Here is a 13,387-nt window from a genome sequence, read left to right as displayed (position 1 = left end):
TTGACCGATGACAGGCTTGAGGGGGATCTGAGGGGCTTAGAGCTATTGCAGCCCGGGATTTGCAAGTGAATTTTGTGAAAGTACAGGAGGAAATTGAGTCATCGTTCTTCGCGGGCAAGCCACGCTCCTACAGAAATATGGAACCTGTAGGAGCGAGGCTTGCCCGCGAATGGATTGTTCAAGCGCAGAAAACCATCAATGCAGGCGCTTGCGGCACATCAACTGCGCCATTTTCGCGGTATCCGGACGCTCGACGATGCCTTTTTCCGTGACGATGGCATCGATCAGATCCGCCGGCGTCACGTCGAACACCGGGTTGAATGCATCGACATCCGCGCCCAACCGCTGACCGCCGACCTCCAGCAATTCACGACCGTCACGCTCTTCGAGCGGGATGTCGTCGCCGCTGGCCAGGGTCATGTCGATGGTCGAACTCGGCGCCACTACCATGAAACGTACGCCGTGGTGCATCGCGTTAACCGCCAACTGATAGGTGCCGATCTTGTTGGCCACGTCGCCATTGGCGGTGATCCGGTCGGCCCCCACGATGACCCAGGTAATGCCCTTGGTTCTCATGATGTGCGCGGCAGCGGAGTCGGCATTGAGCGTCACCGGGATGCCTTCGTTCGCCAGCTCCCAGGCCGTCAAACGCGAGCCTTGCAGCCACGGGCGGGTTTCGCCGGCATACACGCGCTCGACCATGCCTTCGATGAACGCCGCTCGAATGACGCCCAACGCCGTACCGAAGCCGCCTGTGGCCAGCGCTCCAGTGTTGCAGTGAGTCAGAATGGTCTGGGCATTGCCCTGGTGCTTGCGGATCAGATCCACGCCCAGTTGCGCCATGGTCAGGTTGGCTTCGCGATCACTTTCATGAATGGCGATGGCCTCGGCTTCCAGCGCGGCCAGCGGATCGACATTCTCTTTCAAGCGATCGAGGCGATCGTGCATGCGATTGAGCGCCCAGAACAGATTGACGGCGGTAGGACGGGAATCGGCCAGCAGCGCGAAATCTTCTTCCAGCGCCGCGTACCAGTCGCCGCCTTCAGCGATCCGGGCACGGGCCGCGAGCACGATGCCATAGGCGGCAGTGACGCCAATCGCCGGCGCGCCGCGCACGACCATCGAGCGAATGGCCTCGGCCACGCCAGCGGCGCTGGTGTAGGCGATCCAGGTTTCCTCGAACGGCAAAATACGCTGATCCAGCAGATGCAGGGCGCCATCTCGCCAATCGATGGCTTTCACCTTCTCCGCTGCCAACAGTCGATCGCGCATCCCACACCCCGCACTCATGAACAAAAGCCGCCGATTATAGCGATCCCCCAGCCAAGACGCTCGGGTATACTTCGCCATCCTTTTACAAAAGCACTGGAACCGCCCCTCGATGCCGAACACTGCCGCTGCGCTCGACCTGCTGTTGCTGCCGACCTGGCTGGTACCCGTCGAACCCGCCGGTGTTGTCCTCAAGGATCACGCGCTGGGCATCCGTGATGGGCGCATCGTCTTCATCGGCCCGCGCGCGGCCGCATCGAAACTCAACGCAGCCGAAACCCGCGAACTGCCAGACATGCTGCTCAGTCCCGGCCTGATCAATGCCCACGGGCACGCAGCGATGACTCTGTTTCGCGGCCTGGCCGATGATCTGCCGCTGATGACCTGGCTGGAAAACCACATCTGGCCCGCCGAGGCTAAATGGGTAGACGAAGATTTCGTGCGCGACGGCACGGATCTGGCGATCGCCGAGCAGATCAAAGGCGGCATCACCTGTTTTTCTGACATGTATTTCTTTCCGAAGGTTGCCAGCGAACGCGCGCACAACAGCGGCATTCGCGCGCAAATCGCGATTCCGATCCTCGATTTCCCGATTCCCGGCGCCAGCACGGCGGACGAAGCCATTCGTCAGGGCGTCGAGCTGTTCGGCGATCTCAAGCACCACGAACGCATCAAAATCACCTTCGGCCCCCATGCGCCTTACACCGTGGGCGACCAAAACCTGGAAAAAATCCGGGTAATCGCCGAAGAGCTGGACGCCTCGATCCACATGCACGTACATGAAACCGCTTTCGAGGTGCAGCAGGCAGTGGAGCAGACCGGCGAACGCCCGCTGGCCCGCCTGGCTCGCCTGGGCTTGCTGGGGCCGCGCTTCCAGGCGGTTCACATGACCCAGATCAGCGATGAAGACCTGGCGCTACTGGTAGAAAGCAACACCAGCATCATTCATTGCCCGGAATCGAACCTGAAGCTGGCCAGCGGTTTCTGCCCGGTGGAGCGTCTCTGGCAAGCCGGGGTCAACGTTGCCGTGGGTACCGACGGTGCCGCCAGCAACAATGATCTGGATTTGCTCGGTGAAACCCGCACCGCCGCCCTGCTGGCCAAGGCCGTCGCAGGCTCGGCCAGCGCGCTGGATGCCCATCGCGCCTTGCGCATGGCCACCCTCAACGGCGCCCGCGCTTTGGGAATTGAAGCCGAGGTCGGCTCGCTGGAAGTCGGCAAGGCTGCCGATATCGTAGCCTTCGATCTCTCCGGCCTGGCTCAACAACCGGTCTACGACCCGGTTTCGCAGCTTATATACGCCACCGGTCGCGATTGCGTGAAACACGTCTGGGTCGCAGGCAAGCAACTGCTCGACGACCGTCGCCTGACGCGCCTGGATGAAGAACAGCTTTGCGCCACGGCCAGGAGCTGGGGCGAGCGCATCAGCGGCCACACCGAATCGTAAGTCCCCCGGACTCAAAACCGGGGCATCAGGATTTTTCAAGTTTTTCGAGGACTACACCATGAGCAACGTCGACTACTCCGAAATCGCCAAGTTCGAAGCCCTGGCCCATCGCTGGTGGGACCGGGAAAGCGAATTCAAACCGCTGCACGACATCAATCCGCTGCGGGTCAACTGGATCGATGAGCGCGTCAACCTGGCGGGCAAGAAAGTTCTCGACGTCGGTTGTGGCGGCGGCATCCTCAGCGAAGCCATGGCCCAGCGCGGCGCCACCGTAATGGGCATCGACATGGGCGAAGCGCCGCTGGCGGTCGCTCAACTGCATCAACTGGAATCCGGGGTGAGCGTCGAATACCGGCAGATCACCGCCGAAGCCCTGGCCGAAGAAATGCCGGAGCAGTTCGATGTGGTCACCTGCCTGGAAATGCTCGAGCACGTTCCCGATCCATCCTCGGTGATTCGCGCCTGCTTCCGCATGGTCAAGCCCGGCGGCCAGGTGTTCTTCTCCACCATCAACCGCAACCCGAAGGCGTACCTGTTCGCCATCGTCGGCGCCGAATACATCATGAAGCTGCTGCCGCGCGGCACCCACGACTTCAAGAAGTTCATCCGCCCTTCAGAGCTCGGCGCCTGGAGCCGCATGGCCGGCCTGACCGTCAAGGACATCATCGGCCTGACCTACAACCCGTTGACCAAGCACTACAAGCTGGCGGCCGACGTGGACGTCAACTACATGATCCAGACCCTGCGCGAGGAATAAGCCGATGCCAATCAGAGCAGTTCTTTTCGACATGGACGGCACCCTGCTCGACACCGCGCCGGACTTCATCGCGATCTGTCAGGCGATGCTGGCCGACCGCGGCCTGCCGCCGATCAATGACAAGCACATCCGGGATGAAATCTCCGGCGGCGCCAAGGCGATGGTCGCCGTGACCTTCGCCATGGATCCTGAATCCCCGGGGTTCGAGGAGCTGCGCCAGGAATTTCTCGAGCGCTACCTGGTGGGTTGCGCAGTTCACAGCAAGCTGTTCGACGGCATGGGCGAACTGCTGGCGGACATCGAGAAGGCCAACCTGATCTGGGGCGTGGTCACCAACAAGCCGCTGCGCTTCGCCGAGCCGATCATGCAGCAACTCGGCCTGGCCGAGCGGTCGGCGCTGCTGATCTGCCCGGACCACGTGAAGAACAGCAAGCCGGATCCGGAGCCGTTGATCCTTGCCTGCAAGATGCTGGATCTGGACCCTGCCAGCGTGTTGTTCATCGGCGATGATTTGCGTGATATCGAGTCGGGACGCGATGCCGGCACCAAGACTGCCGCGGTAACCTTTGGCTATATCCACCCGGATGACAATCCGCGGCATTGGGGGGCGGATGTGGTGGTTGATCATCCGCTGGAGCTGCGCAAGGTGCTTGATAGCGCGCTGTGTGGCTGCTGAGATCCGGTTTCACATCCTGAAAATGTTTCGGCCTAATGCCCGTCAGTTAAGCCGAACACAATACCTGTGGCGAGGGGGCTCGCCCCCGTTGGGTCGCGAAGCGGCCCCAAAAAATGGGACTGCTGCGCAGTCCAACGGGGGCAAGCCCCCTCGCCACAATGTCCTCATCGCCAGTTGAATCTCTTAACCGACTGGCATTGGGGCACCGCCGACTTGTCGAGGTTCTTTATGTTCGATTACTCCGCCCGCCCCGATTTGCTCCAGGGCCGCGTCATTCTGGTCACCGGTGCCGGTCGTGGCATCGGCGCTGCCGCCGCCAAGACCTATGCCGCCCACGGCGCGACCGTCTTGCTACTAGGCAAGACCGAAGCCAACCTGTCCCAGGTCTACGACGAAATCGAAGCTGCCGGGCATCCACAACCCGCCGTGATCCCGTTCAATCTCGAAACCGCCCTGCCCCATCAATACGATGAGCTGGCGGCGATGATCGAGACTGAATTCGGCCACCTCGACGGTTTGCTGCACAACGCGTCGATCATTGGTCCGCGCACGCCGATCGAGCAACTGTCCGGCGAGAACTTCATGCGCGTGATGCAGGTCAACGTGAATTCGATGTTCATGCTCACTAGCACCCTGCTGCCATTGCTCAAGCTGTCCCAGGACGCTTCGGTGGTGTTCACTTCCAGCAGCGTCGGGCGCAAGGGGCGCGCCTATTGGGGCGCTTACGGCGTGTCCAAGTTCGCCACCGAAGGCCTGATGCAGACCCTGGCCGATGAAGTCGACACCGTGGCGCCCGTGCGCTCCAACAGCATCAACCCGGGCGCCACGCGCACCAGCATGCGTGCCCAGGCGTATCCGGGGGAAAACCCGCTGAACAACCCGACCCCGGAAGAGATCATGCCGGTCTATCTGTACCTGATGGGCCCGGACAGCACGGGCATCAACGGCCAGGCTTTCAACGCCCAGTAGTGCCGTACGTCGCTTTTGTGCCGCGCCGACCTCTCGTCGCGGCATTTGCGCAGGCAAAACTTGTACAAAGCGGATTAGACTTGTAAGAAATGTCCTACGGGACTGACGGACCAGTATGACGCGCTGCCCCAGGCCGCTCTCACCCAGCTTGTATGACAGCCTGATTGCTCAAGAGCACGCGCCATATGAAATCACCCTCCCAGACCAACGCAATTGACTTCGATAGCGCCAAATTGCAACGCCTGGGCTTTGGTCAGCAGCCACCGGTTCTGGAAAGGCCAGTCAGTCTTGCGCAATTGCGCCAGCAACTGAGCATGCAGCTGCAGACCAGTCTTGAGCCTCAACGCATTCTCGGGCTGTTTTTCCGTGAAGTTCAGCGACTCGTCCCTCTCGATGCCTTGACCTACGAGCACAAGAGCAGCGATCTGCGCCTGGAATTCGGTCAACGCGGCCGTCATTCGATCAGCTACAGCCTCAGCCATGAAGGCGAACATCTGGGCGAACTGGTATTTCGCCGCAGCCAGCGTTTCAGCGAGCAGGATCAAGGCAGCCTCGAGTCGCTGCTGGCAGCCTTGCTCTACCCGATGCGCAACACCCTGCTCTACCGCGCCGCGACCCAGAAAGCGCTGCGCGATCCGCTGACTGACACCGGCAACCGGATTGCCATGGACCAGACCTTGGCGCGGGAGATCGAAGTCGCGCGGCGTCACCTGCAGCCGCTGTCTTTGCTGATGCTGGACATCGATCACTTCAAATTGATCAACGACACCCATGGCCACAGCGTCGGCGATGAGGTGCTCAGAGCCGTGGCCACTTCGATCAAAAGCCAGCTGCGTAACGTGGACATGGTGTTTCGTTATGGCGGGGAGGAGTTTCTGGCCCTGCTGTCCAACACCCCGCGCGAAGCGGCAGCGATGGTGGGCGAGAGATTGCGGTTTGCGGTGCAGGCCGAGGATTATCTGGCCGAGGGTCGTGCGATCGCCCTGACCATCAGCATTGGCTGTTCGACCCTGCTGCCGGGGGAATCGGCCGAGAGTCTGTTGAGACGCGCCGACAATGCGCTGTACATCGCCAAGCGCGAGGGGCGTAACCGCCTGACGATGGCGGGCTGAAGATCACCCAAAACAACTGTAGGAGCGAGCATGCTCGCGATGGAGGTTAACGATAACGCGGGGCATCAGTAGTCCCGCGGTGCATCGTCTACCATCGCGAGCAAGCTCGCTCCTACAGGGTTTATTGCATACCTCTGGATCAGCTTTCCGCCAGCTCCAACCGCTCACGGGCTACCGGTGCTTTTTCCGAGTGCTCGATCTGCATGCAACGTTCCAGGAACAGGTACATGTAGTCGTAGCTCTTGCACACCGCCTGACGCAATTCCACCTGCAACGCCTTGCTCGGGTTCATGCCCGCCAGCGTGCAGATGATCTCCAGCGCTTCCCATGGATGCGCGTCATCGTACTGCGCATGCATCTTCAACCACTTCATTGCACGCTTGCGCTCTTCCTCGGGGAAGGCCTCGGCGTACACGCCCGTGGAGCAGACCACGGCCGACCATTCACCGGTCGCGCCTTCGATGGCGTAGTTGGTGGCGGCGATGGCGACGATCAGCGAATCCGCCGAGCTTGTGTGCCAGCACCAGTGGCTCAGCGCGTGAAGCTCCGGGGCCACGCTTTGCGCCTGCAGATCTTCAAGGCTGACGCCATGGGCACGGCTCCAGTTGACCCAATAGTCGGCATGGTTGAGTTCAACGCGAATGTTGCGCATCAACCAGCGACGGGCCATGTCTTCGCCCGGATGACGGGCAAAGCGGGTCTTGGTGAGGTTTTGTGCCATGTACAACGCGAACTGTTCGACCACAGGCCAGCCACCGATGAGGTACTGACGCATGGTTTTTGCGCTGAGTTTGTTATCACGCATGCGCTGATACAGTTCGTGTTCGACAACCCGGCGCTTACTCTCGCTGCAATCCTGGATCAGGCGCTGGGCCCAGGCAGGATAACTTGCAGCTTCCATGAGTGGGCCGGTTCGGATGAATGTGTCGATCACTGTCGAGCTCCTTTTGATTGTGATTGTTGGACCGGCAAGAGACTTCAACGAAATGTGCCAGGCGCCTTGAACAGCAAAGGCTGAGGCCTGGCAGGACGACTTTGCAAACTGTCGCAGGTAAACAATTGCGGGCGTTCTATGACATAGCCCTGAGCGTAATCCACACCGATCTCCAGCAATGCCTGCTCGATCTGGGGCGTCTCTACAAACTCGGCAATCGTGCGTTTACCCATGACATGGCCGATGTGATTGATCACTTCGACCATGGCGCGGTTAATCGGGTCGTCCAGCATATCCTTTACGAAACTCCCGTCGATCTTCAAGAAGTCTACAGGCAAATGTTTCAGATAAGCGAATGAAGACATACCGGCGCAAAAGTCGTCGAGTGAAAAATGACAACCTAACCCTTTGAGTTCATTAATAAATCTGATTGCGCTACCTAAATTGGAAATTGCGCTTGTTTCGGTGATTTCAAAACAAATCATTTCAGGCGGAATCGAATACGTAACGAACTGTTCCCTAAGGAAGTCCAGAAACGCCTCATCTCCTATGGTCGTGCCTGACAGATTTATCGCACACATCGCCAGAGGGCCCTTGCGCTTCTCGGCCCGGCACTGGGCAATGATGCGGAAAACGTTCTGCACCACCCAACGATCAAGGGAAGTCATCAAGCCGTAACGTTCGGCGGCGGGAATGAAACTGTCAGGCAGGATCATGCGCCCGGCTTCATCGTGCAGACGCAAGAGGATTTCGATATGCCCGCCTTCGTCGCTGGTACCCAGCGGCGCGATTTCCTGGGCGTACAGACAGAAGCGGTCCTCTTCCAGCGCCATGTGCAGACGCTGCACCCAGGCCATTTCGCCGAAGCGCAGTGACAACTCCGAATCATCGGGGTGATAGACCTGAACCCGGTTACGGCCTTTTTCCTTGGCCATGTAGCAGGCCATGTCAGCCGCTCGCAGCGAGGCTTCGAGGGTGGTCGGATTGTGTGAAACATGCACCAGCCCCACGCTCACGGTGGTCACGAATGGCCGGCCCTTCCACACGAAGTGCAGGTTCTGCACGGTCTGGCGCAAGCCTTCGGCGATTTTCTCCGCCGCATCCGGGCCGCAGTTTTCCAGCAAGATGCCGAACTCATCGCCGCCCAGACGCGCCAGGGTATCGCCCTCGCGCAGGCCGGATTGCAGCAGTGCGCAGATATGCCGCAGCAACTCGTCGCCCGCGGCGTGGCCGCAGGTATCGTTAACCAATTTGAATTGATCCAGATCGAGGAACATCAACGCATGACGCCCCGACTGGCGCGTCAGATTGTGCAGCGCCTGCTCCAGGCGGTATTCGAACTCGCGGCGGTTGGCCAGGCCGGTCAGCGCATCATGGGTCGCCTGCCAGGACAGATTGGCGATGTATTGCCGTTCCTGGGTCATGTCGTGCAGCACCAGTACCGTACCGCTGACCTTGCCGGCATTGCGGATCGGCGCGCCGACCAGGGTCACCGACACCGTGCTGCCGTCCAGGCGCTGGATCAGTTTGGAATGTTCGCTGCCACCGCTCAGATGACCGCTCAAAATGCGTTCGATCAAATTGAAACCGTCAGCCTGGGCGTTCTCGTCCAGCAGGTTGAACAGCGCCGCCAGCGGCAGACCGGTCGCCTGCTCGGCCTTCCAGTGGGTCAAGGCTTCGGCCGCCGGGTTCATGTAGGCAATGGCACCCGACACATCGGTAGTGATCACCCCGTCACCGATCGATTGCAGGGTGATCTGCGCCCGGTCTTTCTCCAGTTGCAGCGCGTCGGCAAAGGCGTGGCGTTGCTTGAGCAGCTTGTGGGTACGCATCAGGGCCAGCGCGATCAGAATCAGCGCCGTGGCGAGGTTGGTCACCAGCAGCAGACGCAGAATGACCCGCGAGCCTTCACCCAAAGCATCGCTGAAAGCTTTCGCCGCTGGCGTCACTTCATCGTTGATGGCGAAAATCTGTTCCTTCCAGCGCTGGATGTCTGCACGGGATGCGGGGCCGGCATTGATGTGCCGGTGCATAGCCTGGGCGACGTCATCGAGCTTGACCAGGTAGGAGTCACCGACCGTCCACAGGTCGATGGCTTTTTCGAGATAGCTGAAATGTCGGAAATTGAGGTACAGCCAGATCAGGCTGGAGACGTCGTCAGGATGGTTGCCGCCCTTGATGATTGCCTTGCGCGCCGCTTCGATATCGGTTGGCTCGTGATCCAGCGCCACGCGCAACTCATGACCGCCCTGGGGTACGGCAATCGCATTCTGGTACTTGAGAAAAATGGCCTCATCGCCACTGTCGGCGTAGAGGTTGAGGTAATAGATGGCGTCTTTCTGGCCCTTGGACCACAGGCTTTCACCGGCTACATAGCCCCGGACGGCCGACAGTACATAAAGGCTGACGCCGCCCAACAAGGCCTGGAAGAGCACGACGGCGATAAAGGGCCATACGATGCCCAGCAACCGAGGCGTTGCGAGAGTCCGCGCTTGTTTCATGAGTTCCCTTGACTTAGCACTGCCAGATCATCATCCAACGTGATCGCTACAGCTAGACTAGGGGGCGTTACAAATCCCGGCAAGTCATGAATGGAAAACATTCAGGCGCACTCTCTACTTATTATTAATACTTGCGTTGCCCTTCTGGATCAGCCCGTCGCGGCTTCCACCACCGCGCGCGTCGCGTGCCGATCAATGCTGCTGCAAATGGCCGTAAAGCTTGGCGTACAAACCGCCATCGGCGATCAGTTGCTGATGGTCACCATCTTCGGCAATCTGCCCGCCATCGAACACCAGCACACGGTCGGCCTGTTTCACCGCCGACAGGCGATGGGCAATGATCAACGTGGTGCGGTGACTGAGGAACCGGGCCAACGCCTGGTGCAGGTTGTACTCGGTGGCGGCGTCCAGCGCTGAAGTGGCTTCGTCGAGAATCACCACCTTCGGATCGGCCAATACCATCCGCGCAATCGCCAGACGCTGGCGCTGCCCGCCGGACAATCGCACTCCGGAACGCCCGACGATGCTGTCCAGGCCATTGGGCAATTCGCGGATCGTAGCGTGCAACTGGGCGATTTCCAGCGCCTGCCAGCAGGCTTCATCACTGCGCTCACGGCCCATGGTCAGGTTGGCGCGCACGGTGTCGTTGAACAGCGCCGGATGCTGCAGGACCACCGCGACATTCTCCCGCACGGTTTCCAGACCGATCTCCTGCTGGGTCGAGCCGCCGAAACGGATCGTCCCTGCCTGTGGCGTGTACAAGCCCAGCAGCAGTTGAACCAGAGTACTTTTGCCGCCGCCACTGGCGCCGACGATCGCGACCTTCTCACCGGGTGCGATGGACAGGTTCATCTGGTTCAGCACCAATTCGTCGCCGTAACCGAAACTCAGGCCCTGCACTTCAATGCCTACAGTGTCGCGACCTGTGAACGGGTCGACGCCATTGGGGTATTCAGGCTCATCGGCCCGGGCCAGCAGTTCGTTGATCCGCGACAGCGCGCCGCCGGCGGCGTAGTAGGCGTATTGCAGGTTCAGCAGTTGCTCCACCGGACCGATCATGAACCACAGGTAGCTGAACACCGCGAGCATCTGGCCGATGGACAGGTCGGAGAACAGCACGGTGAGCATCGCGGCGGCACGGAAGATATCGATGCCGAACTGGAACAGCAGGCCGCTGGCACGGTTCGAGGCGTCGGTCTTCCACTGCGAACTGACCGCGTAATCTCGGACTTCCTTGGCGCGCAGCCCCAAACGACCGAGGAAAAAGCCCTGACGGTTACCGGCGCGAACTTCCTGGATCGCGTCGAGGGTTTCGGTCAGCGCCTGGGTGAAGCGCGAGGTACTGTCGTTCTCGAGTTTCTTCAGGTGCTTGACCCGCTTGCCCAACTGCACCGTGGCGTAGATCACCAGCGGGTTGAACAGCAGGATCAGCAGCGCCAGCTTCCAGTGCATCCACATCAGAATCCCGGCGGTGCCGACCAGGGTCAGCATGGCGACCAGGAAACGACTGAGGGTTTCGCCGACGAATTTGTCGAGGGTATCCAGGTCGGTGACCAGATGCGTAGTCACCGTGCCGCTGCCCAGGCTTTCGTATTCGCCGAGGGAGATGCGCTTGAGGCGCTCGATCAAGCGGATACGAATGCGGTAAACGATGTCCTTGGCCAGGGACGCGAACAGTCGCGCCTGCACCACGTTGAACAACAGAGCCGCGCAACGCAGGGCCAAGGTCACTATGAGCATGAGGCCGATGTAGCCCGCGGCTTTTTGCCAAACCTCGGGCAGTGCCAGGTTCATGATTTTCAGCGCGGCGTCGCCGTGTCCCAACAGCACTTCATCGACCAGCAATGGCAGGAGCAAGGGGATCGGGACGCTGCACAGGGTCGCCAGCACGGCGACGCCGTTGGCGATCCACAGGGATTTTTTGTGTTGAAGGGCCAGACGGCGGATTTCCGCCCAGCTCAAGCGGTCGACGCGTTTTGCGGTTTGAATGTCGTCGGGCAGGTCATGCACAGGCAGCGCGCTCCAGCCAGCGGCCGAGCAGCGGTGACAGCACACTGAGAGGTTGATAGCCATTGGTCAGCAGCGCCAATTGACCGTTTCGCTCAGCCAGCAAGGTAGGGAAACCGGCGATACCCAGGTCCTGGACCCAGGTGAAATCGGCAGCCGTCGCGGTGTGCATGTCGGCGCGGTCGAAGGCGCCGGCGAACTCGATGCGTGGCAGACCGGCCTGTTCCGCCAGTTCCACCAGCACGCTGGCGTGGGTAACGTCGCGCCCTTGCGCATAAAACGCATGCTGGATCAGCCCCAGCAGTTTCCACGCGCAATCCGGCGCCAGACTACGGGCGGTCACCAATGCCCGGCAGGCAGGCTCGGTGTCGTAGACGAATCCTTCGGGCAAGGCGCCTTCTACCTTGAACGGCTGGCCGGTGGCCTCGGTGACCGCCTGCCAGTGTTCAAGAATGTAGCGCCGGGTGGACGGCTCCAGTGCCGCGCCGCTGCCGGTGCGCAAACCGCCCACCACCAGATGCACGTCCACTCCCGCTGCCGCCGCCTGTTCGACCAATGCGTTTGCGACCGGTGCAAAACCCCAGCACCAGGAACACATCGGGTCCATCACATAGAGCAGGCGGCATGCAGACATGGTTCAGGCCTCGGAGGATGCTTGCTTATAGTTGTAGCCGATCGGGTGAGGCTGGTTGCGTGCCTTGGCCAATTCGATCTGCTTTTGCCGGTCGATGGCGCTGCGACGGGTCTTCTCGCTCAGGCTGTCCCAGCAATGCGGGCAGCTGATGCCGGCCACATAGTGCTCGGAGGCGCGATCTTCGACGCTGACCGGGGTACGGCAGGCATGGCACTGATCGTAATCGCCTTCGGTCAGGTCGTGGCGAACCGTCACGCGGTTGTCGAACACGAAGCAGTCGCCCTGCCACTTGGTTTCTTCCTGCGGCACCTCTTCGAGGTACTTCAGAATGCCGCCCTTGAGGTGATAGACCTCATCGAAGCCTTCGCTGAGCATGTAGCTCGACGCTTTTTCGCAACGAATGCCGCCGGTGCAGAACATCGCGACCTTCTTGTGCACGGCCGGATCGAAGTTGGCTTTGATGTAGTCGGGAAATTCGCGAAAGCTGGTGGTTTTTGGATCGATCGCGCCTTCGAAGGTGCCGATCGACACTTCGTAATCGTTGCGGGTATCGATCAACAGCACTTCCGGATCGCTGATCAGCGCATTCCAGTCCTGCGGATCGACATAGGTGCCGACCTTTTTGTTCGGATCCACGCCCTCGACGCCCAGGGTCACGATCTCTTTCTTGAGTTTGACCTTGGTGCGGTAGAACGGCTGCTCGTCGCAGTAGGATTCCTTGTGGTCGATGTCGACCATGCGCGCATCGCTGCGCAGCCAGGCCAGCAGGCCATCGATGCCTTCGCGGCTGCCGGAAACAGTGCCGTTGATGCCTTCTTCGGCGATCAGCAAGGTGCCTTTGATGCCGTTATCGACCATTGCCTGCAGCAGTGGCTCGCGCAGGGCGACGTAATCTTCCAGGGTGACGAACTTATACAGTGCCGCCACGACAATCGGTTGTGTCATGGGTGAATCTCCAGGTGGCTACCCTCGTAAGGGGTGAACCGGATGCGAAAAAAAACGCGCCGGGTGAGCGGCGCGTTTCGCATTCTAACAAAAATAGCCCCCTGTAGGAGCACGGCTTGCCGGCGAAGGCGATCTT

Annotated in this window: 11 protein-coding genes; 5 read left to right on the top strand and 6 right to left on the bottom strand. The window is 60.3% G+C overall.

Annotated features, from left to right (window positions below):
• Positions 1-195 precede the first annotated feature (195 nt).
• Complete coding sequence (mtnA, locus tag ACW9JE_RS04655; protein ID WP_457432087.1) at positions 196-1,272, bottom strand: S-methyl-5-thioribose-1-phosphate isomerase; 1,077 nt, start codon at positions 1,270-1,272, stop codon at positions 196-198.
• 109 nt (positions 1,273-1,381) lie between these two features.
• Between mtnA and ACW9JE_RS04650 the strand changes: the two genes are divergently transcribed.
• The 5 genes from ACW9JE_RS04650 (at position 1,382) to ACW9JE_RS04630 (ending at position 6,230) form a co-directional block, all read left to right on the top strand.
• Complete coding sequence (locus tag ACW9JE_RS04650; RefSeq protein ID WP_457432086.1) at positions 1,382-2,716, top strand: TRZ/ATZ family hydrolase; 1,335 nt, start codon at positions 1,382-1,384, stop codon at positions 2,714-2,716.
• 58 nt (positions 2,717-2,774) lie between these two features.
• Entirely contained in the window at positions 2,775-3,473 is a 699-nt protein-coding gene (ubiG, locus tag ACW9JE_RS04645) for a bifunctional 2-polyprenyl-6-hydroxyphenol methylase/3-demethylubiquinol 3-O-methyltransferase UbiG (RefSeq protein WP_224536703.1), read from the top strand.
• A 4-nt stretch (positions 3,474-3,477) separates the two neighbouring features.
• Complete coding sequence (mupP, locus tag ACW9JE_RS04640) at positions 3,478-4,149, top strand: N-acetylmuramic acid 6-phosphate phosphatase MupP (protein ID WP_224536706.1); 672 nt, start codon at positions 3,478-3,480, stop codon at positions 4,147-4,149.
• A gap of 228 nt (positions 4,150-4,377) precedes the next feature.
• Positions 4,378-5,118 carry a YciK family oxidoreductase gene (locus ACW9JE_RS04635; RefSeq protein ID WP_457432085.1) on the top strand — a complete coding sequence of 247 codons (741 nt, stop codon included), beginning with the start codon at positions 4,378-4,380 and terminating at the stop codon, positions 5,116-5,118.
• Positions 5,119-5,303: 185 nt separating this feature from the next.
• Positions 5,304-6,230: a GGDEF domain-containing protein gene (locus ACW9JE_RS04630; RefSeq protein ID WP_457432084.1), complete on the top strand. Its 927-nt coding sequence runs from the start codon at positions 5,304-5,306 to the stop codon at positions 6,228-6,230.
• 139 nt (positions 6,231-6,369) lie between these two features.
• Here ACW9JE_RS04630 and ACW9JE_RS04625 read toward each other — a convergent pair whose 3' ends face one another.
• The 5 genes from ACW9JE_RS04625 to trhO form a co-directional block, all read right to left on the bottom strand.
• A complete protein-coding gene (locus tag ACW9JE_RS04625; protein ID WP_263488138.1) occupies positions 6,370-7,131 on the bottom strand; it encodes a TenA family transcriptional regulator in 762 nt (253 codons plus the stop codon).
• Positions 7,132-7,208: 77 nt separating this feature from the next.
• The gene (locus ACW9JE_RS04620; protein ID WP_224541553.1) at positions 7,209-9,665 is read right to left on the bottom strand and encodes an EAL domain-containing protein; all 2,457 of its coding nucleotides are present in this window, start codon (positions 9,663-9,665) and stop codon (positions 7,209-7,211) included.
• A 192-nt stretch (positions 9,666-9,857) separates the two neighbouring features.
• Positions 9,858-11,675 carry an ABC transporter ATP-binding protein gene (locus ACW9JE_RS04615; RefSeq protein ID WP_457432083.1) on the bottom strand — a complete coding sequence of 606 codons (1,818 nt, stop codon included), beginning with the start codon at positions 11,673-11,675 and terminating at the stop codon, positions 9,858-9,860.
• Entirely contained in the window at positions 11,668-12,270 is a 603-nt protein-coding gene (locus tag ACW9JE_RS04610) for a DsbA family protein (protein WP_175378411.1), read from the bottom strand. The genes ACW9JE_RS04615 and ACW9JE_RS04610 overlap by 8 nt, the downstream gene beginning before the upstream one ends.
• Before the next feature lie 39 nt (positions 12,271-12,309).
• Positions 12,310-13,251: an oxygen-dependent tRNA uridine(34) hydroxylase TrhO gene (gene trhO / locus ACW9JE_RS04605; RefSeq protein ID WP_224541547.1), complete on the bottom strand. Its 942-nt coding sequence runs from the start codon at positions 13,249-13,251 to the stop codon at positions 12,310-12,312.
• Positions 13,252-13,387 lie beyond the last annotated feature (136 nt).

This window comes from Pseudomonas sp. SDO55104_S430 (genome assembly GCF_054070595.1).
This window is presented reverse-complemented; position numbering and strand designations above follow the sequence as displayed.